At 46.2% G+C, this 25,875-nt stretch carries 25 protein-coding genes; all 25 read left to right on the forward strand.

Annotation, left to right across the window (positions count from 1 at the left end; all coding sequences use genetic code 11):
• The first annotated feature begins 87 nt into the window (after window positions 1-87).
• The 25 genes from GPK60_RS05570 to rlmN all read left to right on the forward strand — a co-directional run bounded on the left by GPK60_RS05570 (window position 88) and on the right by rlmN (window position 25,873).
• Complete coding sequence (locus GPK60_RS05570; protein WP_215659046.1) at window positions 88-2,655, forward strand: heavy metal translocating P-type ATPase; 2,568 nt, start codon at window positions 88-90, stop codon at window positions 2,653-2,655.
• A 387-nt stretch (window positions 2,656-3,042) separates the two neighbouring features.
• A complete protein-coding gene (gene mgtE, locus GPK60_RS05575) occupies window positions 3,043-4,431 on the forward strand; it encodes a magnesium transporter (RefSeq protein WP_022119012.1) in 1,389 nt (462 codons plus the stop codon).
• A gap of 170 nt (window positions 4,432-4,601) precedes the next feature.
• Entirely contained in the window at window positions 4,602-5,045 is a 444-nt protein-coding gene (locus GPK60_RS05580; RefSeq protein ID WP_022119013.1) for an Rrf2 family transcriptional regulator, read from the forward strand.
• A 176-nt stretch (window positions 5,046-5,221) separates the two neighbouring features.
• Window positions 5,222-6,268, forward strand: coding sequence for a [FeFe] hydrogenase H-cluster radical SAM maturase HydE (hydE, locus tag GPK60_RS05585; protein WP_215659047.1), 1,047 nt, complete (start codon window positions 5,222-5,224; stop codon window positions 6,266-6,268).
• Window positions 6,269-6,327: 59 nt separating this feature from the next.
• On the forward strand, window positions 6,328-7,425 hold the full coding sequence (locus GPK60_RS05590) for an ATP-binding protein (protein ID WP_215659056.1): 1,098 nt from the start codon (window positions 6,328-6,330) through the stop codon (window positions 7,423-7,425).
• Window positions 7,419-8,198 carry a tRNA threonylcarbamoyladenosine dehydratase gene (locus tag GPK60_RS05595; RefSeq protein WP_022119017.1) on the forward strand — a complete coding sequence of 260 codons (780 nt, stop codon included), beginning with the start codon at window positions 7,419-7,421 and terminating at the stop codon, window positions 8,196-8,198. The genes GPK60_RS05590 and GPK60_RS05595 overlap by 7 nt, the downstream gene beginning before the upstream one ends.
• A 44-nt stretch (window positions 8,199-8,242) precedes the next feature.
• Window positions 8,243-8,614, forward strand: coding sequence for a heavy metal-associated domain-containing protein (locus GPK60_RS05600; protein ID WP_215659048.1), 372 nt, complete (start codon window positions 8,243-8,245; stop codon window positions 8,612-8,614).
• A gap of 131 nt (window positions 8,615-8,745) precedes the next feature.
• Window positions 8,746-9,114: a DUF6110 family protein gene (locus GPK60_RS05605; RefSeq protein ID WP_147631144.1), complete on the forward strand. Its 369-nt coding sequence runs from the start codon at window positions 8,746-8,748 to the stop codon at window positions 9,112-9,114.
• 14 nt (window positions 9,115-9,128) lie between these two features.
• Window positions 9,129-11,216, forward strand: coding sequence for a heavy metal translocating P-type ATPase (locus tag GPK60_RS05610; RefSeq protein ID WP_215659049.1), 2,088 nt, complete (start codon window positions 9,129-9,131; stop codon window positions 11,214-11,216).
• A gap of 280 nt (window positions 11,217-11,496) precedes the next feature.
• Window positions 11,497-11,709, forward strand: coding sequence for a FeoA family protein (locus GPK60_RS05615; protein ID WP_022120021.1), 213 nt, complete (start codon window positions 11,497-11,499; stop codon window positions 11,707-11,709).
• A gap of 50 nt (window positions 11,710-11,759) precedes the next feature.
• Window positions 11,760-11,981 (forward strand): ferrous iron transport protein A, encoded by a 222-nt coding sequence (locus GPK60_RS05620; protein WP_022120022.1) that lies wholly within the window; start codon window positions 11,760-11,762, stop codon window positions 11,979-11,981.
• Window positions 11,982-12,132: 151 nt separating this feature from the next.
• Window positions 12,133-14,637 (forward strand): ferrous iron transport protein B, encoded by a 2,505-nt coding sequence (gene feoB, locus GPK60_RS05625; RefSeq protein ID WP_173896296.1) that lies wholly within the window; start codon window positions 12,133-12,135, stop codon window positions 14,635-14,637.
• Window positions 14,638-14,671: 34 nt separating this feature from the next.
• Window positions 14,672-14,809, forward strand: coding sequence for a FeoB-associated Cys-rich membrane protein (locus tag GPK60_RS05630; protein WP_022120024.1), 138 nt, complete (start codon window positions 14,672-14,674; stop codon window positions 14,807-14,809).
• Window positions 14,810-14,822: 13 nt separating this feature from the next.
• The gene (locus tag GPK60_RS05635) at window positions 14,823-15,269 is read left to right on the forward strand and encodes a transcriptional repressor (protein ID WP_215659050.1); all 447 of its coding nucleotides are present in this window, start codon (window positions 14,823-14,825) and stop codon (window positions 15,267-15,269) included.
• A gap of 310 nt (window positions 15,270-15,579) precedes the next feature.
• Window positions 15,580-15,867: a DUF2325 domain-containing protein gene (locus GPK60_RS05640; RefSeq protein ID WP_022120026.1), complete on the forward strand. Its 288-nt coding sequence runs from the start codon at window positions 15,580-15,582 to the stop codon at window positions 15,865-15,867.
• Window positions 15,868-15,881: 14 nt separating this feature from the next.
• Window positions 15,882-16,433 (forward strand): DUF3793 family protein, encoded by a 552-nt coding sequence (locus GPK60_RS05645; protein ID WP_022120027.1) that lies wholly within the window; start codon window positions 15,882-15,884, stop codon window positions 16,431-16,433.
• Window positions 16,434-16,544: 111 nt separating this feature from the next.
• Window positions 16,545-16,967, forward strand: a complete 423-nt coding sequence (locus GPK60_RS05650; protein WP_022120028.1) for a flavodoxin — start codon at window positions 16,545-16,547, stop codon at window positions 16,965-16,967.
• A 263-nt stretch (window positions 16,968-17,230) separates the two neighbouring features.
• On the forward strand, window positions 17,231-17,464 hold the full coding sequence (locus GPK60_RS05655) for a hypothetical protein (RefSeq protein WP_022120029.1): 234 nt from the start codon (window positions 17,231-17,233) through the stop codon (window positions 17,462-17,464).
• 72 nt (window positions 17,465-17,536) lie between these two features.
• On the forward strand, window positions 17,537-19,012 hold the full coding sequence (locus GPK60_RS05660) for a UDP-N-acetylmuramoyl-L-alanyl-D-glutamate--2,6-diaminopimelate ligase (protein ID WP_147631149.1): 1,476 nt from the start codon (window positions 17,537-17,539) through the stop codon (window positions 19,010-19,012).
• Window positions 19,013-21,319 carry a primosomal protein N' gene (gene priA, locus GPK60_RS05665; RefSeq protein WP_346727725.1) on the forward strand — a complete coding sequence of 769 codons (2,307 nt, stop codon included), beginning with the start codon at window positions 19,013-19,015 and terminating at the stop codon, window positions 21,317-21,319. It abuts the gene before it with no gap.
• A 21-nt stretch (window positions 21,320-21,340) separates the two neighbouring features.
• Window positions 21,341-21,817 carry a peptide deformylase gene (def, locus tag GPK60_RS05670; RefSeq protein WP_022120032.1) on the forward strand — a complete coding sequence of 159 codons (477 nt, stop codon included), beginning with the start codon at window positions 21,341-21,343 and terminating at the stop codon, window positions 21,815-21,817.
• 36 nt (window positions 21,818-21,853) lie between these two features.
• Window positions 21,854-22,783, forward strand: coding sequence for a methionyl-tRNA formyltransferase (fmt, locus tag GPK60_RS05675; protein ID WP_022120033.1), 930 nt, complete (start codon window positions 21,854-21,856; stop codon window positions 22,781-22,783).
• Complete coding sequence (locus GPK60_RS05680; protein WP_173866525.1) at window positions 22,783-23,478, forward strand: zinc metallopeptidase; 696 nt, start codon at window positions 22,783-22,785, stop codon at window positions 23,476-23,478. The genes fmt and GPK60_RS05680 overlap by 1 nt, the downstream gene beginning before the upstream one ends.
• On the forward strand, window positions 23,471-24,817 hold the full coding sequence (rsmB, locus tag GPK60_RS05685) for a 16S rRNA (cytosine(967)-C(5))-methyltransferase RsmB (protein WP_022120036.1): 1,347 nt from the start codon (window positions 23,471-23,473) through the stop codon (window positions 24,815-24,817). Before GPK60_RS05680 ends, rsmB begins: the two co-directional genes overlap by 8 nt.
• 9 nt (window positions 24,818-24,826) lie before the next feature.
• Window positions 24,827-25,873 (forward strand): 23S rRNA (adenine(2503)-C(2))-methyltransferase RlmN, encoded by a 1,047-nt coding sequence (gene rlmN, locus GPK60_RS05690; protein ID WP_022120037.1) that lies wholly within the window; start codon window positions 24,827-24,829, stop codon window positions 25,871-25,873.
• The last annotated feature ends 2 nt before the right edge of the window (window positions 25,874-25,875 follow it).

A 25,875-nucleotide genomic window follows, 5' to 3' on the forward strand; every position in this document is an offset into this window, starting at 1 on the left:
TTCGACAGTACAAAAGCATACTCATTGAAGTAGGAATGAAACATAAAGGTTTATAACTTTTTATAAGTTTTCAGTAACGGAATTGCGATGGAACAATATTCGGTAACCGGGATGAGCTGTGCCGCCTGCAGCAGCAGAGTAGAAAAAGCAGTCAGTAAAGTTCCGGGTGTGACTTCCTGCTCGGTGAGTCTGCTGACAAATTCGATGGGCGTGGAAGGGACGGCAACTTGCGATGCGATCATCTCGGCGGTGGAAGCTGCAGGATATCATGCAGAAAAGAAGGGAACGGGCACAAAGGGAAATCAGGGCAGTGCGGCAAAGGATGATGTACTGCTGAAAGATACGGAAACACCAAAACTGAAAAAAAGGCTGTTTGCTTCGGTTGGTTTTTTACTGGTACTGATGTATTTCTCGATGGGGCATATGATGTGGAACTGGCCTCTGCCATCTTTCTTTGCGGGAAACCATGTGGCGATGGGACTGCTTCAGCTGCTTTTGACGGTCATTATCATGGTCATCAACCAGAAATTCTTTATCAGTGGTTTTAAAGGACTGCTGAATAAATCCCCGAACATGGATACGCTGGTAGCTCTTGGATCCGGAGCATCGTTTCTTTACAGTGTCTATGCACTGTTTGCGATGACGGATGCCCAGGTAAAGGGTGATATGGCAGCTGTCATGGCGTATATGCATGAATTTTATTTCGAATCTGCGGCGATGATCCTGACACTGATCACGGTCGGCAAAATGCTGGAGGCACGTTCGAAAGGAAAGACAACGGATGCACTGAAGAGTCTGATGAAACTGGCACCAAAGACAGCAGTTCTGCTGCAGGACGGTCAGGAAGTGACCGTTTCCATCGAAGAAGTACAGGCGGGTGACATTTTTGTAGTGCGTCCTGGAGAAAATATACCGGTGGATGGTATCGTTCTGGAAGGAAACAGTGCAGTAAATGAAGCGGCACTGACCGGTGAGAGTATTCCGGTTGACAAAGCAGAAGGAGATAAAGTTTCTGCGGCAACAGTCAATCAGTCCGGATTTATCAAGTGCCGTGCGACTAGAGTCGGAGAAGATACCACGCTTTCACAGATCATTCAGATGGTCAGTGATGCGGCAGCCACAAAGGCACCGATCGCCAAGATCGCAGATAAGGTTTCCGGTGTGTTTGTACCGGCAGTCATCACGATCGCAGTGATCACCTTCATCGTATGGATGCTGGCAGGCCAGACCTTTGGATATGCGCTGGCAAGAGCCATTTCCGTTCTGGTTATCAGCTGCCCGTGTGCCCTCGGACTTGCGACCCCGGTTGCGATCATGGTCGGAAATGGTATGGGTGCAAAGCATGGAATCATGTTTAAAACAGCTGTTTCGCTGGAAGAGACCGGAAAAATGCAGATCGTAGCACTCGATAAGACCGGTACGATCACAAGCGGAGAGCCGAAAGTAACCGATATCATTCCGGCGGAAGGCGTAAGCGAAGAGGAGCTGCTTCAGATGGCATTTGCTCTGGAAAAGAAAAGTGAGCATCCGCTGGCAAAAGCGATCCTGCTGGAGGCAGAGCGGCAAAAAGTCAGAGCAGAGGAAGTATCGGATTTTCAGGCACTTCCGGGAAATGGTCTGACAGCCAGTCTTCATGGAAGCCGCCTCTTTGGTGGAAATATGAAATTTATCTCCGAAATCTGCAAAATCTCAGAGAAACAGAAACGCCAGGTGGAAGCACTGGCAGAAGATGGAAAGACGCCGCTGTTTTTTGTAAAAGAAGACCGTTTGCTCGGTGTGATCGCAGTAGCGGATGTGATCAAAGAAGAGAGTGCAAGAGCCGTAAAAGAACTGCAGAACATGGGAATCCGGGTAGTCATGCTGACCGGGGACAATGAGCGGACAGCAAGGGCGATCGGACGGCAGGCAGGCGTTGATGAGGTCATTGCCGGAGTCCTTCCGGAAGGAAAGGAAAGTGTCATCCGCTCTCTGAAAGAAAAAGGAAAGGTTGCCATGGTAGGTGACGGCATCAACGATGCTCCGGCCCTGACAAGGGCAGATATGGGAATTGCGATCGGAGCCGGAACGGATATCGCAATCGATGCGGCCGATGTTGTGCTGATGAAGAGTAAGCTGGATGATGTACCGGCAGCGATCCGTTTGAGCCGTGCGACACTGAGAAATATCCATGAAAATCTGTTCTGGGCTTTTATTTACAACATCATCGGCATTCCTCTGGCAGCCGGAATCTGGATCCCGGTCTTTGGATGGCAGTTAAACCCGATGTTCGGGGCAGCAGCCATGAGCCTTTCAAGCTTCTGCGTGGTAACAAATGCACTGCGTCTGAATTTCTTCGGAATGTACGATGCAAAAAAAGATAAAAAAATAAAAAATCAGGTTACGTTACAGACTGTGAATGCAAAATCACAGATGCAAAATAAATCAAAGGAAAAGGAGAATCATACTATGGAAAAAACAATGGAAATCAAAGGAATGATGTGTGGACACTGCGAGGCAACCGTAAAGAAGGCACTGGAGGCACTGCCACAGGTAGAGGAAGCGATCGTCAGCCACGAAAAAGGAACTGCAGTTGTAAAACTGAATGCAGAGATCGCAGATGAGACACTGAAAAAGACCGTAGAGGATAAAGACTATCAGGTAGTGTCTGTAAAATAAGGCATAACGCATCTGTCTGCAATATTTGCCGCATGGCTGAACGGCTGCAAACTTTACAAAAACCATATAAAAGTTTGCTTTACAATTAAAGAAAAAGGAATTATAATGGTTGAGGGTCTGTAAAGCCCTCAACTTTTTTCTTAAATTTCAGTACAAAGGCAGGTGAACAGAATGGACAGTTGTGACAGTCATGGGCGAAGTAGAAGCATAGGATGGGAAGTGAGCAGCAGTCCGTTCTGTCTGGTTTTCTGATTTCTTATCCTATTTTCCGACTCCCCTGGACCGTTATGAAAGTTCAGTCATGTGCAGAAAATCATTTACAGTTTTGTTTTTCTGTATTTTTGTGTGGCTGAACGGTTACGAAAACAGAATAAGGAGGATGAGACATTGGAAAACAAAGATTATACATCAGAGATCCTGGGTATCATCAGAAGCAATGCTTCACCGGGCGTTATGCGGAATCAGCTCGAAGATTACCATGAGAATGACCTGGCAGAGGTGTTCCCGGATCTTACCATTGTAGAAAGAAGAAAGATCTGTCGTATCCTGGATACGGAGATGCTTTCCGATATTTTTGAACATATCGATGAGAAACCGGCAGCGGAGTATCTGGATGAGATGGATGTCAGAAAGGCAGCAAAGATCCTCTCCAGTATGGAGACCGATGCGGTGATCGATGTCCTGAAGATGATCCCGAAGGAGAAAAGAGCACTGCTGATCGAGCTGACCGATGCAGATACAAGAGAAGATATCGCTGTGATCGCTTCTTTTGACGATGAAGAGATCGGAAGCAGGATGACGACCAACTTTATCATGATCCGCGAGAATCTTACGGTAAAGCAGGCGATGAGCAGCCTGGTAGAACAGGCAGCAAAGAACGATAATATTTCTACCATTTTCATGGTGACGGAGGATCAGACGTTTTACGGAGCCATGGATTTAAAGGATTTGATCATTGCAAGACAGGATTCTCCGCTTGAGGATCTGGTTGTAACTTCTTATCCATATGTATATGGTCATGAGCTGATCGATGACTGTATTGAAAAACTGAAAGATTATTCCGAGGATTCTATCCCGGTATTAAATAATAACAATAAACTACTCGGTGTTATCACATCGCAGAGCATCGTATCACTGGTCGATGACGAGATGGGCGAGGATTATGCGATGTTCGCCGGTCTGACTGCGGAGGAAGATTTAAAAGAGCCTCTGCGTGAGAGTATCAAAAAACGTCTGCCATGGCTGCTCGTTCTGTTAGGTCTTGGTATGGTTGTTTCTTCTGTTGTAGGTATATTTGAGACGGTAGTAAGCCAGCTGACGATCATCATGGCATTCCAGTCACTGATTCTGGATATGGCAGGTAACGTCGGTACGCAGTCACTGGCTGTAACGATCCGTGTCCTGATGGATGAATCTCTGACCGGCAAACAGAAGTTCCAGCTTGTTTTGAAAGAAATGAAGATCGGATTCTCGAATGGTATGATCCTGGGAACGATATCGTTTGCTCTGGTGGGATTATATATCGCACTGTTTAAAGGCAAGACATTCCTGTTTGCCTATGCGGTGTCCGGATGCATCGGCCTCTCTCTGGTACTGGCGATGGTCGTTTCCGGAGCAGTTGGTACCTGTATCCCGCTGTTTTTCAAGAAGATCCATGTAGACCCGGCCGTTGCGTCCGGCCCGCTGATCACAACGATCAACGACCTTGTCGCAGTTGTGTCTTATTACGGACTGAGCTGGATTCTTCTGATCAATATACTGCATTTGGCAGGCTAAATTCAAGTCGAAAGAAAAAAAGACAATTGCACAGCGGCAGTTGTCTTTTTTTTGACGAAAGATAACATACCATATCGCTATGTTTTGAAGGTATTGACAAGTTTTCTGTTTTATGATACCATAATTAAAACCTAGTAAACATATGTGAAATATAAAGATAAGGAGTAGCTATGAAATTATCAATGAAAAGCAGATATGCATTTCGGGCATTGGCAGATCTGTCGATCCATTCCAAATCAGCACATGTGCCTCTGAATGTCCTTGCACAGCGAAATGGGATATCGCCGCAGTTTCTGGAGCAGGTTTTCGCAAGCCTTCGTAGAGCCGGAATTGTCAGAAGCATCAAAGGACCGCAGGGAGGGTATTATCTTGCACGTCCGGCTTCTGAGATAACCGTCAGTGATATTGTCTATGCGATCGACGGTGATTATTATATAACAGACGAAAAGACAGCCGATCCCTGTAAAGATGAAGAAATATCCGATGTCATCCAGGAGCTGATCATCGATCCGCTGAACCGGCAGACGAAGAAAGTACTTCAGGGTGTCACACTCGAAGATATGGAGGAAGAATATTTAAAGCATAACGAAGAAGAATATATGTATTATATATGATGATGCCCGGGTTAAAAGCCTGAAACGAAACGGAGCAATCTGCAGGCATCCTTATTTTTAAAAGAACAAAACAGCGGTAAAGCTGACATAAAAAGTCGGCTTTACTTTTTTGCGTTTTCCATGTAGAATAACAGCGATAATAAAAACAACGGCAGAAAAAGGGTTGGGGGAATGGCATGGATTGCAGACCGATCATAGAAAAACTGAGAAAAGAACAGGATGCACAGATGGAGGAGCTTCGGTATCTTCTGGAGCATCTGGATGAAGAATCCAGTGCGTATCTGCGGGCGGCAGCAGCAGAAGAAGCGGTCAGGCACTTTGGCAGAAAGATTTATCTGCGAGGGCTGATCGAGTTTACCAACTACTGCAAAAATGACTGTCTCTACTGCGGTATCCGCAGGGGCAATCAGAATGCAGTGCGTTACCGTCTGACACTTTCACAGATCATGGAGTGCTGTAAGATGGGCTATGAACTGGGCTATCGGACTTTTGTGCTGCAGGGCGGCGAGGATGCTTATTTCAATGATGAACGGATGTGTGAGATCATTCGCTCGATCAAGAAAGAATATCCGGACTGTGCAGTGACGCTCTCGCTTGGCGAACGTTCAGAAGAGTCTTACCGTGCGATGCACAAAGCCGGGGCAGACCGCTATCTTCTGCGGGAAGAGACATCCGTTCCGGAGCATTATGCGATGCTGCATCCAAAGCAGATGAGCCTGGAAAACCGACTGCACTGCCTTGAAATATTAAAAAAAACCGGTTATCAGACCGGATGTGGATTTATGGTGGGTTCACCGGGCTGGCAATTAGAATATCTGGCACGGGAACTGTGTTATATCAAAAAACTGAGGCCGCATATGATCGGCATCGGACCGTTTATCCCACACAAAGACACGGTATTTGCAAAAGAAACAGGAGGCAGTCTGGATCTGACTTTGAATCTGGTTGCCATGTTGCGGCTGATGAATCCAAACGCTATGATTCCGGCGACAACAGCGGTTGGCACGATCGATCCGAGAGGGCGTGAAAAGGCAATCCTTTCCGGGGCAAATGTCGTGATGCCGAATCTTTCACCGGTATCTGTGCGGAAAAATTATATGCTCTATGACAATAAACTGTGTACCGGGGATGAGGCGGCAGAATGTCGGAAATGTCTTGATGCGAGAATCCGCAGCATCGGCTATGAGATCGTCACAGACCGCGGTGATTACCGGGAATTTTAAAAGACAGGAGAAAAATTTTGGAAAACGTAAAAAGCTGCTCCCTTGCGGAGCTTGAAAATATGGAACAGGAAACATATCAGCTGCTGGATATCCGAAGCATGGAAGCTTTTGATCATGGGCATTTAAAAGATGCCCTCAATATTCCGGCAAATGAGCTGATTGAGCGAAAAGACGAACTTCAGACAGAAAAAAAGATCATTGTATACTGCCAAAGCGGTGTGATCAGTACCGATCAGGCAGAACTGCTTTCCGGGTTTGGATTTGATGCCTGCAGTCTGGAAGGCGGTTATGATAAATGGCTGCTGAACCATTTTCAGGAGACAGCCAGAAATGCGGATATTGAAAAGAGCATCCGCAAAAAATTCCATAAATCTATTTTCAGCAAATTTACAAAAGCAATCAATGAATATCAGCTTGTCCGGGAAGGAGATAAAATTGCTGTCTGTATTTCCGGCGGAAAGGATTCCATGTTGATGGCAAAACTGTTCCAGGAACTTCAGCGTCATCACAAATTTCCATTTGAAGTGGTCTATCTTGTGATGGACCCGGGCTATAACGAACGCAACCGTCAGATCATCGAGCAGAATGCAAAAATCTTAAACATTCCGCTGACAATTTTTGAAACGAACATTTTTGAAGCAGTTTATAATATTGAAAAATCACCGTGCTATCTCTGTGCAAGAATGCGGCGCGGTTATCTTTACAGCAAAGCAAAAGAGCTTGGATGCAACAAGATTGCACTGGGACATCATTTTGACGATGTGATTGAGACGATCCTGATGGGAATGCTCTACGGCGGCCAGGTGCAGACCATGATGCCGAAGCTTCACAGCATTCATTTTGAGGGCATGGAACTGATCCGCCCGCTTTATCTGATCCGGGAAGAGGATATCAAACACTGGAGAGACTATAACAGCCTGCACTTTATTCAGTGTGCATGCAGATTTACAGACACTTGTACGACCTGCAGGCCAAATGGGGAAAGTGCATCGAAGCGTATGGAGATCAAGCATATGATCGCGGAAATGAAAAAGGTCAATCCTTATGTAGAGACCAATATTTTCCGCAGTATTGAGAACGTAAATCTGGACACCGTTGTGGCATATAAGAAAAACGGAGTCAGACATTCATTTTTGGAGGATTATGAATCATGTTAAATCAGTTTTCGAGAACAGAGCTTCTTTATGGAAAAGAGGCAATGGAACGCCTGGCAAATGCGAGAGTTGCAATTTTCGGACTGGGCGGAGTCGGCGGTTATACAGCAGAAGCACTGGCACGAAGCGGAGTCGGTACTTTTGATCTGATCGATGACGATAAAGTCTGCCTGACAAATCTGAACCGTCAGATCATTGCGACCAGAAAAACGGTCGGAAAACAAAAAGTAGAAGTTATGCGTGACCGTATTCTAGAGATCAATCCGCATGCCAGGATCCATCTGCATAACTGCTTTTATCTGCCGGATCAGCGTGATCTGATTGATTTTGCGTCATGCACTTACGTGGTAGATGCCGTTGACACCGTGACGGCAAAAATCGATATTGTCATGGCGGCAAAAGAAGCAGGAGTACCTGTTATCTCCGCAATGGGAGCCGGAAACAAGATTCATCCGGAACTGTTTGAAGTGGCAGATATTTACGAGACATCCGTCTGCCCGCTGGCAAAAGTCATGCGGCGGGAATTAAAGAAACGTAAAGTGGACAGTCTGAAAGTGGTGTATTCCAAAGAGAAGGCACGCACGCCGATCGAAGATATGTCGATCAGCTGCAAGGCACACTGCGTCTGCCCGCCGGGTGTACAAAGAAAGTGTACAGACCGCAGAGCAATCCCGGGAAGTACGGCCTTTACACCGTCTGTCATGGGACTGATCATGGCAGGTGAGATCGTAAATGACATCGCACTTGGCGAAGAAAACAGACGCAAAAAGAAGTGAAAAAGATTATCAATTTTTTCAGCGTTACGTCAGGAGGAATCTATATGTCAACCATTATTATCTGTGCCATTTTAGTTGTGATCTGTTTCTTCGGAATCCGCAGTTCCATGAAACGTGTTTCAAACGGCTGCTGCGGAACCGGTGATGATGTGAAAAAAGTAAAAGCAGAGGATACCGATGTCTCTCATTATCCATATCATTTTGAAGTGGAAGTGGAGGGTATGACCTGCAGTCAGTGCAAAAAGAGAGTGGAGAATGCTTTTAACGAAAAGAAAGGCTTTTATGCGAAAGTAAATCTGAAACAGAAAAAAGCACAAGTTTACGCAAAAGAGCAGATCAGCACACAGGAGATCCAGGGTATCGTCAGACGCAGCGGTTATGATCCGGGAACCTGCAAAAAGATCGAATCCTTATAAAGTTTATCCATAGACAAATCTATTGATAAAAATTATCAATAATAAAAGAAAAAAATAATAGAAAAACACAAATCAGAGTGATATAATGCAAGGAAATTCAAAAATAAAACAAAACTAGGAGGTACAAAAGAATGTTAAAATGTTTAAAAAATGCAGATTGGAAAAAAACAGGAATTTTTGCAGCAGGTGTTGCTTTTGGTACAGCCGGTATTAAAGCACTGTCCAGCAACGATGCAAAGAAATTTTACACAAATGTTACTGCAGCAGTACTTCGTGCAAAAGAGTGCGTTATGCAGACGGTAACGAAAGTTCAGGAAAATGCAGGTGACATCTACGAAGAAGCAAAACAGATCAACGAAGAGCGTGCAGCAAAAGAAGCGGTTTATGATGATGAAGATTTAAAAGAAGTAGAGGATGAAGTGGAAGCAGAGGCTGAAGAAGCAGAAGCTGAAACAGAAGAAACAGCGGCAGAAGAGACAACAGAGGAAACTGCAGAATAGAGGTTTGAGGAAGATTGAAATTCAGAATTAAACACGAGATAAGAGGCAGGATCCGTATCCATATGGAGGCGAAACGCCTGTCTTATAAAGAGGCAGATCTTTTCCAGTATTATCTGGAAGAGCTGCCTCAGGTAACAAAAGCAGTTGTATATGAACGTACCGCAGATGCAGTGATCTGTTATCAGGGAGAACGCAGTACTTTATTAAAGAAGGTAGCTGCCTATCGCTGCAAAGATGTAAAAGTTCCGGATGGCATACTGGAACATTCCGGAAGGGAGCTGAATTCCCAGTATCAGGAAAAACTGGTTAATAAAGTTCTGTTCCATTACGGAAGAAAAGTATTTCTGCCGGCACCGATCGCCGCAGCTTACACCGGTTTCTGCTCAATCAAATACATCTGGAAGGGAATTCAGACACTTGCAAAAGGCAAGATTGAAGTTCCGGTACTGGATGGAACAGCCATCGGAGTTTCTGTACTGCGTGGTGACACGGCGACCGCAGGTTCGATCATGTTCCTGCTTGGCATCGGAGAACTGTTAGAAGAGTGGACGCACAAGAAATCCGTTGATGATCTGGCAAGGACGATGTCACTGAATGTAGATAAAGTATGGATAAAAGAGGCATCCGGCCAGGAAGTACTCGTATCCGCATCCAGGATCAGAGAAAATGATCAGATCGTGGTACATATGGGCAATGTGGTTCCGTTTGACGGAACTGTATCGGACGGAGAGGCGATGCTTAATCAGGCTTCTTTGACAGGAGAGTCTGCACCGGTACGCAAAACAGCCGGGAATACGGTATTTGCAGGAACCGTCGTAGAAGAAGGCGAGATCACGGTTCTTGTCCGCAAAGCAGGCGGATCAAGCCGGTATGAGAAGATCGCAGCCATGATCGAAGAGTCTGAAAAACTGAAATCCGGACTGGAGAGCAAGGCAGAGCATCTGGCAGACAAGCTGGTTCCGTATACACTTGCAGGAACCGCCCTTACTTGGCTCTTTACCAGAAATGTGACCAAGGCTCTCTCAGTGCTGATGGTAGATTTCTCCTGTGCACTGAAACTGGCAATGCCGGTATCCGTTCTTTCTGCGATCCGCGAAGCCGGAAGCTTCAAGATCACGGTCAAGGGAGGTAAATTCCTGGAAGCAGTGGCAGAAGCAGACACAATCGTATTTGACAAGACCGGAACGCTTACCGAGGCGAAACCGATCGTTGCAAAAGTGATCTCCTTTAACGGATACAGTGAAGACGAGCTGCTTCGCATCGCAGCCTGCCTGGAGGAGCATTTCCCTCATTCTATGGCAAAAGCAGTGGTAAATGCAGCCAAAGAGCGGCATCTGGATCACGAAGAGATGCATACAAAGGTAGAGTATATCGTGGCACACGGTATTTCTACTACGATCGAAGGCAAAAAAGCTGTGATCGGAAGCCATCACTTCATTTTCGAGGATGAAAAGTGCACGATACCGGAAGGAATGGAAGACAGGTTTGAAAACCTGCCGGAAGAATATTCCCACCTGTATCTGGCAATCCAGAACGAGCTTGCAGCCGTGATCTGCATTGAAGATCCGCTCCGAAAAGAAGCAGCCCAGGTGGTTGAACAGCTGCGTGAAGCAGGACTTTCCAAGATCGTTATGATGACCGGAGACAGTGACCGTACCGCAAAAGCAATCGCAAAACGTGTCGGTGTCGATGAATATTATTCCGAAGTACTTCCGGAAGATAAAGCAAACTTTGTTGAAAGGGAAAAACAGGCAGGACGCAAAGTCATTATGATCGGTGATGGCATCAACGATTCACCGGCACTGTCTGCGGCAGATGTCGGCATTGCGATCAGCGAAGGAGCAGAGATCGCAAGGGAAGTGGCAGATATCACTGTCGGTGCAGACGACCTCAAAGAGATCGTCAAACTCAAGAGACTGAGTGATGCACTGATGCAGCGTATCCGCAGGAACTACCGGATTATCGTCGGATTTAATACCGGACTGATCGTATGCGGCGTGACAGGCGTACTTCCGCCTACGACATCCGCACTGCTACACAATACATCTACGCTGGTGATCGGACTGCAGAGCATGAAGAATCTGCTGGATGAATCGGAATAAAAGAAACAACAGCTGAAAACAAGAAACAGAATACATGGCAGTTACATTTTCTATATCAAAAGATATAACGGCCACCGTGTTCTGTTTTTTTAGTCGAAAAATCTCGTAGTATTCGTTATTTTTGAGAAATAAATATTAATAAAAAGTGTTTAATGAGAAAATGTATCAATAAAAACTAAAAAAAGTTGTTGACAGCTAATGAACATTAGCATATACTAACCATGAAGAAAAAGAAAAGGAGCCTGTTTTGAGCTTACTTTTATAAAAAGGGAGGTTGCAAATGATGCCTTTAACGATGGTGAACACAGGAGAACCGAGTGTGATCAAAAAGGTCGGTGGCAAAGAAGAAACCAGAAGATTTCTGGAGAAACTTGGATTTGTGCCAGGCGGAACTGTGACAGTTGTTTCTGAAATAGAAGGAAACCTGATCGTGAACGTAAAAGATTCCAGAGTTGCCATTGGCAAAGATATGGCCAACAAGATTATGGTCTGATGAAAAATGCTATCTCCGGAAAAATCAGAAAACAGAAAGGGTAGGCAAAGATGAAAACATTAAGAGAAGTTGCCTGTGGACAGACTGTCACAGTGAAAAAACTGAGCGGTGCTGGTCCGGTCAAAAGAAGGATCATGGACATGGGAATCACAAAAGGCGTCAGCATTTATGTAAGAAAAGTTGCACCACTTGGTGATCCGATCGAAGTAACCGTTCGCGGCTATGAATTATCTCTTAGAAAAGCAGATGCGGAAATGATTGAAGTAGAATAATTTTTTTTTACTCATGGATTAGATAATGCTAACATAAATAAGAGATGCAAAATATAAATAAGCAAACACAAATAAAAATAAGCTGTGTAAATCAGCTCCTGGAAAAATGAGCCCGAAGGGTGATTGTTTTTTTGAGAAAGAGGAGGAAAGTATGTCAATTAAAATTGCATTGGCAGGAAATCCGAACTGTGGTAAGACTACACTGTTTAACGCACTGACAGGGTCTAACCAGTTCGTGGGAAACTGGCCTGGTGTAACCGTTGAGAAAAAGGAAGGTAAGCTCAAAGGCCATAAAGATGTAACCATTATGGACTTACCTGGTATTTATTCTCTGTCTCCATATACACTGGAGGAAGTGGTTGCCAGAAATTATCTGATCAACGAAAAACCGGATGCGATCATTAATATCGTAGACGGAACCAACATTGAACGTAACCTGTATCTGTCCACACAGGTTCTGGAACTCGGTATTCCGGTGATCATGGCGGTTAACATGATGGATATCGTTGAAAAATCCGGCGATAAGATCTATGTTGACAAACTGAGCAAAAAGATCGGCTGTGAGGTAGTTGAGATTTCCGCACTGAAAGGTATCGGAATCCAGAAAGCAGCAGAAAAAGCTGTCGCTCTGGCACAAAAGAACAAAACTTCCATTCCGGTTCATGAATTTACAAAAGATGCAGAGGACATCATTGAGAGAGTAGAAGACAAACTGGTCGGTGTTGTACCGGATGCACAGAGAAGATTCTTTGCGATCAAACTTCTGGAAAAAGATGATAAGATCCAGGATCAGATGAACACCAGCGTGGATGTATCCAAAGAGATCGCTGAGATGGAAGAAAAATTTGATGATGATACCGAAAGTATTATCACAAACGAGAGATATACTTACATATCTTCTATTATCGGAGAATGCTTAAAGAAAGACAGAAAAGAAAAACTGACTACTTCCGATAAGATTGATAAGATTGTAACAAACCGCTGGCTGGCACTGCCAATCTTTGCTGCAGTCATGTGGCTGGTATATTTTGTATCGGTAACAACCGTTGGTGACATCGCAACAGGCTGGGCAAACGATGGTGTATTCGGTGATGGATGGCATCTGTTCGGTATCGGAACAGCGTCCTACACAGAAGTTGCAGATGAATACACAGATGCAGAAACGATAGTAAATGGTTTCCTGGATTATGAAAGCGAGCAGGGCGTAGACGTAGAAAGCGTTCAGACAGCTCTGGATTCAGAAGCAGATGATTATGATCCGGCAGCAGCAAAAGCAGCTTTGACAGAGTTTGCAACAACCATTTCTGATGCAGATACAGCAACCTATTCTGTAGTAGATGAAGAGACAATGGCAGACGAAGAAGTAACTTCTACCGGTGCAGATTTCCAGGAAGCAGTAGCAACCATGGATAAATATGATTACACAGCTCCGGATCCGGCAGACTACGGCGTATGGATTCCAGGTATTCCGGTTCTGGTTGAGAATGTACTTGACAAAGTCGGCTGTGCAGAATGGCTGAGAGGTCTGATCCTGGATGGTATCGTAGCAGGTCTTGGTGCGGTTCTCGGATTCGTTCCGCAGATCCTGATCCTGTTTATCTTCCTGGCATTCCTGGAAGGATGCGGATACATGGCACGAGTTGCATTCATCATGGACCGAGTGTTCCGCAAATTTGGTCTTTCCGGTAAGTCTTTTATCCCAATGCTGATCGGCTCCGGCTGTGGCGTTCCGGGTATCATGGCTTCCCGTACGATTGAAAATGAAAGAGACCGTCGTATGACGATCATGACAACAACCTTTATCCCATGTGGTGCAAAACTTCCGTTTATCGCCATGGTTGCAGGAGCAATCTTCGGTGGAGCATCCTGGGTAGCACCATCTGCATACTTCCTTGGTATCGCAGCGATCATCTGCTCTGGTATTATCCTGAAGAAAACAAAAATGTTTGCAGGTGATCCGGCACCATTTGTAATGGAACTTCCGGCATACCATATGCCGACGATCGGAAGCGTTTTAAGAAGTATGTGGGAACGTGGCTGGTCATTTATTAAAAAAGCTGGTACGATTATTCTGGTATCTACCATCGCTGTATGGTTCACAACTTACTTCGGTGTCATGGACGGCAAATTCCAGATGCTTTCCGAAGACCAGATCGATTACAGTATTCTGGCTACGATCGGTAAAGCAATCTGCTGGATCTTCATTCCACAGGGATGGGGCAACTGGCAGGCAACCGTTGCATCTGTTACAGGTCTGGTTGCAAAAGAGAACATTGTTGGTACACTGGGTATCCTTTACGGAGGCGGAGACGCAAGCGTTTACGCAACCATGGGAGCAGCTTTCACAGCAGTAAGCGGATATTCCTTCCTGGCATTCAACCTGCTGTGTGCACCGTGCTTCGCAGCTATGGGTGCGATCAAACGTGAAATGAACAATACAAAATGGTTCTGGACAGCAGTCGGATATCAGTGCGGTTTTGCATATCTGGTATCTCTGGTTGTAAATCAGATCGGCGGACTGTTCACAGGAGCCGGATTCAGTATCTGGACGATTGTGGCGATCGCAGTTATTGTAGCATTCATTTACCTGCTGGCTCGTCCTTACAAAGAGAGTCAGACTCTGAACGTATCCGTAAAGACATCCAGGGCAAAATAGAGATTTTGCCGAAAGCCTGAAAGGAGGATTTTTTATGGGAACAGTTGTAGTTGGTATTATTGTGGCAGGAGTTGTAGCACTTGCTGTCCGCAGTATGGTACGCGATAAGAAAAACGGAAAATCCATTCAGTGCGGCGGAGACTGTAAGAATTGTGGCGGTCACTGTCATTAAGGGAGGGACGCTTGTGCCACAGAGAGAATATATCATCCGCAAGCTAAAGGAGCGTGGCTGCAGGATTACAAGACAGAGACTGATCATCCTGGATATCATCCTGCAGGAGGACTGCTCCTGCTGCAAGGAAATTTATTACAAAGCTTCCGGACAAGATACAAAGATTGGATTTGCAACGGTTTACCGTATGGTGAATATGTTGGAAGAAATCGGTGCCATCAGCAGAAAGAACATGTACAAAGTGGCATGTGAAGAACTGTGCGAAAATGGCAGCTGTGAAGCAGAAAAGAAAAAAGCTGCAAACAGCTGCATCGTGGAACTGAGTGACCGCACAACGTACTGTCTCTCGGCAGAGAAACTGGACGCAGTATTTCAGGCAGGTCTAAAAGCGTGCGGATATATTGAAGATCAGGAAATAAAAAAAATAGCCTGGAATTCTGACATGTGTTGTGCCAGATAAAGGCGGAAAACGGACTGTTTCAGGATAGTCTTGACAGTCCGTTTTTCTAAAAATATGAGTTAGTTAAAACTAATTTAAGATAGCCGTATAAAATGATGCTGAGGTAAAAGATGCCATACGGATTGTTATGTACTTCGTACTCGCACAATCCTTTCAGACATTCGCATATCGTGAAGCTTACGCTCCACTTTTATGTGCGTATTTGGGCGGATCATTAAGCCATAAAACCACTCCTGTGCAAGCACGTCGTGGCTTCAGGCTTTTGACCCTGGCATCTTATAATTTTAAGAAAGATGGAGAGGATAAGAACATGAGTGTAGTGATTATTGGAGGAAACGAAAGAATGGTCTGTCAGTACGCTGACATCTGCAAATGCCATGGCTGCAAAGCAAAAGTCTTTGCAAAAGAGCATGGTTCAGTAAGAAAAAAAATCGGTTGCCCGGATCTTCTGATCCTGTTTACCAACACGGTATCACACAAAATGGTAAACACTGCGATCCAGGAAGCAAAACGGAACAACATTCCGGTTGCAAGGATCCACAGCAGCAGTGCAAGTGCACTGCACTCAGTACTGGAAGAACACTGCGTGGCAATGTAAAAAGGAGGTTTCTCATGCTGGAACGATATCTGATCGAACACTGTTCGCCGACTCTGGCATCGGTGAAGACGGCAAATTTGTTTACCTGGTCTTTTGCACCGGAGGAAATGCCAGAGCAGCAGGTACGGTACTGGAATCAGGAATTACAGGCGAGGGGGATTTCACTTGTTGTCCTGAGAGTACAGAATCAGAAGGCACTGATGTATGTATGTCGCAAACAGAGACTGCAGGAGCGGCTCGATGATCAAGAAGTGCAGAACTTCCTTGGAAAATACGGCTATGTACAGAAAGATGCCGATTATGCATTGCAGAGACTGAAAGAGCGTCTTGCAAAAGCAGAAGGATTCCCACATGAGATTGGTGTGTTCCTTGACTATCCGCTGGAAGATGTGGTTGGTTTTATTGAGAACGCAGGGCAGAATTACAAATGCTCCGGCTGCTGGAAAGTATACTGCAATGAATGTGAAACAAGAAAACTTTTTGCAAAATACAAAAAATGCAGAGAAGTCTATCGAAGACTGTGGAAGCAAGGGCGGGACATCCGTACACTTACTGTCGCGTCATAAGACTGCAAACATAATTTTGCAGCAGATGCTCCGCAGATATTGTTAAAAAATGTCGGAGGGCAAAAGTCCGACAGCATGAAAAATATAAAGAAGAAAGAAGAGGAATAAAACATGAGCAAAGTAGCAGTTGTATATTGGAGTGGAACAGGAAACACAGAGATCATGGCAAATAAAGTAGCAGAAGGTGCAAAAGCAGGCGGAGCAGAAGTAGAAGTATTTGAAGCAGAAGGTTTCTCCGCTGATAAAATGGATGAGTTTGATGCAGTAGCATTCGGATGCCCGTCCATGGGATGCGAAGAACTGGAAGATACCATTTTTGAGCCGATGTTTGCTTCCTGCGAATCCAAACTCCAGGGCAAGAAGATTGCACTGTTTGGTTCTTATGGATGGGGCGATGGAGAATGGATGCAGAACTGGGAAGAAACCTGCAAAAACGACGGTGCGTCCCTTGCATGTGACAGCGTGATCTGCAACGAAACACCGGATGATGAGGCAGAAGCAAACTGCGTCAACCTCGGAAAAGCACTGGCATAAGCAGAAACTGAAATTCATAAAACCGCAATAAGAAAAGAATGAAAACCTTCAGGGCAGATGAAAAAACGGATGCTTTGGAGGTTTTTGTTATGGAGGCAAAACAAAGAACTTTGGCGGAAGTTCCCACAGTTGCGATATCGCTGTTTCCTGTGTTAGAATAATAAGATGATGCCAGGGGAGGATTGTGGGAGTACGAAGTACGGAGCAATTCGTAAGGCATCTTTATGTAAACATCAGATAGCAGAAGAAAGGGGAGCAGGCAGATGCGTCTTGAAAAAATACAGGCTTATTTAAAAGAGAAACAGTGGAACTACGAATACACGGAGGAGGACGGGCTTGGAAGCATTGATTTTGAGCACCGTGGACTGAGCTATCACATCTGGGAATTTGAGGATGGTGGATACGGTGCGGAGACAAATGTGCGTACCGTGGGAAGACAGGAAGACATCATGGGGAACTACGAACAGGAGATCATCGAAATCCTGAAAACCTGGTAAGAGGAAAGGAACGGAAAATGTTTGAAATAGCACGGTAGATGTGCTATCCTACTGTCTATGGAGGTGAAAGCCATGAAATTAACAAAATTACTGGAAAGAGTAGAATATGAATGTATAAATGGCTCTGTAGATGTCGAGGTGGCAGATCTTGTCAATGACTCCAGAAAAGCAAAAGAAGGTTCTCTGTTTTTCTGCATCAAAGGAGCCGTTTCTGACGGACACAAATACGCAGCAGATGTGATCGCCAAAGGAGCAAAAGTTCTGGTCGTGCAGGATGAAGTAGAAGCTCCGAAGGATGTGACGGTGATCAAAGTGGCGGACAGCCGCTATGCGATGGCAATGATCTCAGCAGCATATTTTGATTATCCGGCGGAAAAAATGAAAGTGATCGGTATCACCGGAACAAAAGGCAAGACCACGACCACGTATATGATCAGATCCATCCTGGAAAGTGCGGGACACAAAGTCGGACTGATCGGAACGATCGAGGCGATCATCGGAGAGGAGCATATCCCAGCGGCCAATACGACCCCGGAGTCCTACACCGTGCAGTCTTATTTTGACCGGATGGTAAAAGCAGGATGCGACTGTGTTGTGATGGAAGTATCTTCTCAGGGACTGATGCTGCACAGGACGGCAGGCATTCCGTTTGAGATTGGTATTTTCACGAACATTGAACCGGATCACATCGGACCGGCAGAACACGCAAGTTTTGAAGACTATATGCACTGCAAAGGGCTGCTGTTCCAGCAGTGTAAGCTTGGCATTGTCAATATGGATGACAAACATCTGGAGCAGGTGTTAAAAGGTCATACTTGCAGGATTGAGACATTTGGATTCTCAGAAAAAGCAGATCTTCGTGCCGAAAACACAAAACTGGTATCAAGACCGGGTTATCTTGGTATTGATTACACGGCGGAAGCAAAGGATTTCCATCTGGATGTCGAGATTGATATCCCGGGTAAATTCAGCGTCTACAACTCTCTGACAGCGATCGCAGTCTGCCGTCATTTCGGTGTCTCAAAAGAGGACATCTTAAAGGCACTGGCACAGGCGAAAGTAAAAGGCCGTATCGAGATGATCAAAGTTTCCGATGATTTTACGCTGATGATCGACTACGCCCATAATGCCATGAGCCTTGAGAGCCTTTTGACGACATTAAAAGAATATCATCCAAAGAGACTGGTATGTCTGTTCGGGTGCGGCGGAAACCGTGCAAGATCCAGAAGATTTGAGATGGGAGAAGTCTCCGGAAGACTTGCGGATCTGACGATCATCACATCCGATAACCCACGTTTCGAGAAACCACTGGACATTATTGCGGACATCCGGACCGGCATCGAAAAAACGGATGGTAAATACATCGAGATACCGGATCGGAAAGAGGCGATCGCCTGGGCAATCCACCACGGTCAGAAGGGGGATGTCATCGTTCTTGCCGGAAAAGGACATGAAGATTACCAGGAGATCGAAGGCAAAAAATATCCGATGGATGAGCGTGTGCTGATCCGGGAGATTCTTGCGGAAGATGCAGCGAAAGGAAAGTAAGTGTCAGGAACAGAACAAGTACTTTACGCAAATGTGATCGTAGATATCAGCCACGAAAAGCTGGATAAGATTTTTCAGTACCGCGTGCCGGATGTTCTGCGGATGCAGATTCATCCGGGAACAGCCGTTACGGTTCCATTTGGAAACGGCAACCGCAGGATACAGGGCTATGTGGTCAAACTGACGGACCGGACCGATTATCCGCCGGAAAAGATCAAAGAAATACAGGGAGTCTGTGCAGGTCAGACAGGCGTAGAAGGAAAGCTGATCGCACTGGCTGCGTGGATGCGGGATTATTATGGTTCCACGATGATCCAGGCATTAAAAGCAGTGCTTCCGGTCAAACAGAAAGTGGCACAGAAAGAACAGAAACAGATTCGTCTGCTGCTGCCGGAAAAAGAAGCACGGGAAATGCTGCAGGTTCTGGAAAAGAAAAATCAGAAAGCCAGGGCAAGACTTTTAGATGCTTTGCTGGTGATTGCGAAGCAAAACGAAAAAGGCATGGCAGTTCTTTCCTGGGAGCGGGCAAAGGAGCAGTATGGCGTTACCATGCCAGTTGTACGGGCAATGGAAGAAAAGGGTATCGTAAAGCTGGAAAGCATGCGGATCTATCGCGATCCGCTGGATCTGATGATCTCCCGGTCCAATCAAAAGCAGGAAGAGGTAAAAATGCAGACAGGCAGAGACTTTTTTCTGAACGAAGAACAGCAGCTGGCAGTCCAAACGATTTTAAAAGAGTGGGATCAGAAAGATAAGTCTGTTTATCTGCTGCATGGTGTGACTGGGAGCGGAAAAACAGAAGTCTACATGGAACTGATCGATTTTGTGCGAAAACAGGGCAAACAGGCGATCTTTTTAATTCCGGAGATCGCTCTGACGTATCAGATGGTGTTGCGGTTTTACCAGCGGTTTGGAAGTCGTGTATCCATTCTGCATTCACGGATGTCAGCCGGAGAACGCTATGATCAGTACGAAAAAGCAAAAAATGGTGAAATTGACATTATGATCGGGCCAAGGTCGGCACTGTTCACACCATTTTCAAATCTTGGCATTATTATTATCGATGAGGAACACGAAGAGTCCTACAAAAGTGAGACGGTCCCTCGTTATCATGCAAGAGAAACAGCACAGAGACGGGCCGAAATGGAAGGTGCGAAGCTCATTCTGGGATCGGCAACCCCGTCGGTGGAGTCGTATTACCGGGCAGAAAAGGGAGAATATTGCTTGCTGGAGATGAAGAGGCGGGCGAACAGACAAAAGCTTCCGTATGTCTGGATTGGAGATATGCGAAACGAGATGCGGGAGGGCAACCGCAGTATTTTAAGCCGATATCTGCAAGAGCAGCTTGGGATGTGTCTCGAGAGGGGCGATCAGGCGATGCTGTTTTTAAACCGACGCGGTTATGCCGGTTTTGTGGCATGCCGTTCCTGCGGTACGGTGATCGGGTGTCCGCACTGCAACGTGTCCCTGTCACTTCACAAAAAAGGTACGGCAGGCGAAAAGCTGGTGTGTCATTACTGCGGCTATACACAGCCAAATCCTCGCCTCTGTCCGTCCTGCGGTTCTCCTTTTATCGGAAGTTTTCAGGTGGGGACACAGCAGGTAGTAAGCCAGGTGCAGCGTATGTTTCCGAAGGCACGTATTTTGCGTATGGATGCCGATACGACCAGAGGGAAAGACGGACATCATAAAATTTTAGAGACCTTTGCAAAAGGCGGAGCCGATATTCTGATCGGGACGCAGATGATTGTCAAAGGGCATGATTTTGCAGATGTCACGCTGGTCGGGGCACTGGCAGCGGATCTGTCGCTTCACATGAGTGATTACCGGGCAGCCGAGCGGACCTTTCAGCTGCTGACGCAGGCGGCCGGACGTGCCGGCAGAGGTGAAAAAACGGGAAGTGTCGTGATCCAGACTTATGAGCCGGATCATTACAGTATAAAAGCGGCGGCAGCTCAGGATTATCAGGCTTTTTATGAAGAAGAGATCCTGTACCGCAGCCTGATGGATTATCCGCCGGTCGGCGGTATGCTTGCTCTGCACGGGCAGGGGGAGGATGAAAGTTACCTTCAGATGGCGATGGAATATCTGAAAAAATACCTGGATGTACTGGCGAAGAAAACACAGGCAAGAGTGATCGGACCGGCAGATGAAAGCGTTTCGAAAGTTGCGGATATTTACAGAAAAGTGATCTATGTAAGGCATGGGCGAAAAGAAGTGCTGGATCAGATCAAAGAGCGGACAGAACAATATATTGAAATAAACAGAGGTTTTGATAAAATTACCATTCAGTATGACAGAGATTAGAGAAAGCGGAGGATAAAAGAGATGGCAACCAGAACAATAAGGACAATCGGAGACGATGTACTGACGAAAGTATGTAAAGAAGTAAAAGAAGTAACGCCAAAAACAAAAGAACTGATTGATGATATGTTTGAGACGATGTACGATGCCATGGGCGTCGGACTTGCAGCAAACCAGGTCGGCATGCTGAAAAGAATCGTAGTTATCGACTGCGGGGATGATCCACACGTATTGATCAATCCGGTGATCATCGAGACAGCCGGAGAGCAGAGAGGTTATGAGGGATGCTTAAGTGTTCCGGGAAAAACGGGGGTCGTTACAAGGCCTGATTATGCGAAAGTAAAAGCATATGATGAAGATATGAATGAATTTATTCTGGAGGGCGAAGGACTTCTGGCCCGTGCCATCTGTCACGAATGCGAACATCTGGATGGGCATATGTATGTAGAAAAAGTAGAGGGCGAATTAGAAGATGTCGCTCCTTATGATGAAGAAGAGTGATGAAAATATAGTAAAAAAGAAACAGGAGGCGATAAGATGAAGATCATATATATGGGAACACCGGATTTTGCGGTTGAGGCACTGGAAGCCCTGGCTTCATCCAGACATGAAGTGACCGCGGTCTTTACACAGCCGGATAAGCCAAAGGGACGCGGAAAAGCGATGCAGTTTACGCCGGTCAAAGAAGTGGCACTCCGGGAGAATATTCCGGTCTATCAGCCGAAAAAGGTAAGAGATCCGGAAGTGATCCAAAAGATCCGGGAACTTGCACCGGATGTACTGGTTGTTGTGGCGTTTGGACAGATCATACCACAGGAGATCCTGGACATCGCACCGTATGGCTGCATCAATGTGCATGGTTCACTTTTACCGAAATATCGCGGAGCTGCTCCGATCCAGTGGGCGGTGATCGACGGTGAAAAGGAATCCGGCGTGACAACCATGCAGATGGATGCCGGACTGGATACCGGTGATATGCTGCTGAAAACCGTCGTGCCGCTCGATGAAAAAGAAACGGGAGGAAGTCTGTTTGACAAACTGAGCAAAGCAGGGGCAGATCTGCTTCTTGAGACGCTTGATGCACTGGAAAATGGCACGGTTACCCCGCAGAAACAAGGTGAGTCGCCGACCGCTTATGCAAAAATGCTGACCAAAGATATGGGAGCGATCGACTGGAACCGCCCGGCGAAAGAGCTGGAACGTCTGATCCGCGGACTGAATCCGTGGCCGAGTGCCTATACGAAACTAAACGGTAAGACCCTGAAAATCTGGGCAGCAGATGTATGTGGGCAGACCGGTGAAAAAGCACAGCCCGGAACGGTGCTGAAAGCAGAAAAAGACGAGTTCCTGATCCAGACAGGAGAAAAGATCCTGTCCGTGAAAGAACTTCAGTTAGAAGGTAAGAAACGTATGGACACGGCAGCCTTCCTTCGCGGCTGTCATCTTGAGAAAGGGATGATTTTATAATGTATGGATGGTATTATGATCCGACTTTTATACTTGTTTTTGCGGGGCTGATCCTGACGCTGATCGCATCGGCTGGCGTGAAAAGCACCTTTTCAAGGTATTCACGCGTTCGCTGTATGGCAGGCTATACCGGTGCACAGGCGGCACAGGAAGTGCTCCGCATCAGCGGTATCTATGATGTCCGCATTGAGCGTGTGGCAGGAGAGCTGACTGATCATTATGATCCGAGGGCAAAAGTGCTGCGTCTTTCAGACAGCACCTATGGCTCCAATTCCGTTGCGGCAGTATGCGTGGCAGCACATGAGTGTGGTCATGCAATCCAGCATCAGAAAGGATATGGACCTCTGGTACTTCGAAGCACACTGGTTCCGGCAGCCAACATCGGTTCCAGTCTTTCCTGGCCGATTTTTGTTGCAGGGCTGATTTTCAGCATGCGTCCGCTTCTGATGCTCGGTATTCTTCTGTTTGGACTGGCTGTGATCTTTCAGCTTGTGACACTGCCGGTTGAGTTCAACGCATCCAGCCGTGCGATCAGGATCCTTGAGGGAAACGGAATGCTTGGAGAGAGTGAGATCACAGGAGCAAAAAAAGTGCTCAGAGCGGCAGCTATGACTTATGTAGCAAGTCTTGCATCATCCATACTGCAGCTGCTGCGTCTTGTCATTTTAGCAGGAGGAAACAGAAGAGATGATTAATCTTAGAGAAATTATCCTCGGTGCACTGATGGATATCGTGGAAGAAGAACAGTACAGCCATATCGTGCTCAAGGATGTGCTGGAAAAATATCAGTACCTGGACAAACGTGACCGGGCATTTATTACGCGTGTGACCGAGGGCACGCTGGAAAATATGCTCCAGATGGATTATATCATTGAGCGTTTTTCAAAAGTAAAAGTGGAAAATATGAAACCGGTGATCCGCAACATCCTGCGTATGTCGGTTTATCAGTTAAAATATATGGACAGTGTACCGGATTCTGCCGTCTGTAACGAAGGCGTGCGTCTGGCACAGAAACGGGGCTTTTATCAGCTCAAAGGTTTTGTGAACGGTGTTCTTCGAAGTGTTGCAAGAAATCTGGACAAAGTGGAATATCCTTCAAAAGAAAAACAGCCGTTGCTTTATCTTTCAGTCACCTATTCCATGCCGGAATGGATCGTAAAGAGCTGGTGTGAACTCTACGGCTTTGATGCAGTGGAGAAGATCTGCCAGGATATGCATGAAGAAAAACCGACTTCGATCCGCTGCAATCTGGATAAAACAGAAAAAGAGCAGATTATCGAGAGCCTCAAAGAGCAGGGGATCCAGGTAGAGCAGAGTCCGTATCTGGACTATGCACTCGGCATCCGCGGCTATAATTACATGAAAGCGGTGCTTGCCTTTAAACGCGGCTGGTTCCAAGTGCAGGATGTCAGCTCCATGCTGGTTTCTGAGATTGCAGCACCGAAATGGGGCGACTACTGCATTGATGTCTGTGCCGCACCGGGAGGCAAAAGCCTTCACCTTGCAGATATGCTGCACGGAAGCGGTCATGTGGAGGCAAGAGATATCACCGACTACAAAGTCCAGCTGATGCAGGAAAATATTGAGCGTATCGGCGTGATCAATATGTCTGCGACCCTGCAGGATGCGACCGTTTTTGATCCGGAATCCGTGGAGCGTGCGGATATTCTGCTGGCAGATGTGCCTTGCTCCGGACTTGGCGTGATCGGCAAAAAGGCGGACATCCGCTACAAGATGACACCGGCAAAACAGACGGAGATCATCAAACTGCAGCGTAAGATCCTCGATACGGTCTGGAAGTATGTCAAAGTGGGCGGAACATTGATTTACAGTACCTGTACGATCGGGGCAGAAGAAAATCAGTACAACGTCAAATGGTTTCTGGAAAATTATCCGTTTGTGCTGGAAAGCATTGATCCGTACATCTGCGACGAGCTGAAGGGTAAGACAACCAGTGCCGGATATCTTCAGCTTCTGCCCGGCATACATAAATCAGACGGATTTTTCATTGCACGCCTGAAACGCGTAAAGTAGGAGTGTGGCATGGAAAAAACAGATATCAAATCATTGGATTATGACGAACTGAAAGATTTTTTTGTCAGCATCGGCGAAAAGCCGTTCCGGGCAAAGCAGGTCTACCAGTGGATGCATGAAAAACAGGCGGATGGTTTTGAAGAGATGACCAATCTCTCAAAAAATCTGCGGGAAAAACTGGCAGAAACCTGTGAATATACCTGCCTTGAGAACGTACAGACGCTGGTTTCCGAACTGGACGGAACGAGAAAATATCTGTTCCGCCTTTCGGACGGCTATGTGGTCGAGAGTGTGCTGATGCGTTACCAGCACGGCAATTCGGTGTGCATTTCCACGCAGGTCGGCTGCCGCATGGGATGCCGTTTCTGTGCCTCCACGATCGGAGGAAAGACAAGAGATCTGACGGCGGGGGAGATGCTCGATCAGATCTACCGTATCCAGAAAGACATCGGGGAGCGGGTATCCAACCTGGTGATGATGGGTACCGGAGAGCCACTGGATAATTACGACAATGCGGTAAAATTCATCCGGATGCTGAGTGATGAACACGGACTGAATATCAGCCAGCGAAACATTACCTTATCAACCTGCGGGATCGTGCCGCGGATGCGTCAGCTTGCAGATGAAGGATTTCAGATCACACTGGCACTTTCGCTCCACGCACCGAATCAGGAAAAACGAAAAGCACTGCTTCCGATCGCCGGAAAATATGAGATCCATGAGGCGGTGGATGCCTGCCGGTATTATTATGAAAAGACCGGACGTCGCATCACGTTTGAGTACAGCCTTGTTGGCGGACAGAATGATTCAAAAGAAGATGCAAAGCAGCTTTACGAACTGATCCATGGCATCAACTGCCATGTGAATCTGATTCCGGTCAATCCGGTAAAAGAACGTTCTTATGTGCAGTCGGAACGAAAAGTGATTGTGGAGTTCAAAAATAAACTTGAAAATTGCGGAATAAATGTTACTATTAGAAGAGAAATGGGACGTGATATTGGCGGTGCTTGTGGACAACTTAGGAAAAGTTATATGGATAAAGAAAAAAAGGAGTAAAG

It is taken from the genome of Ruminococcus sp. MCC718, assembly GCF_018783905.1.
GTDB lineage: Bacteria > Bacillota > Clostridia > Lachnospirales > Lachnospiraceae > Hominisplanchenecus > Hominisplanchenecus faecis.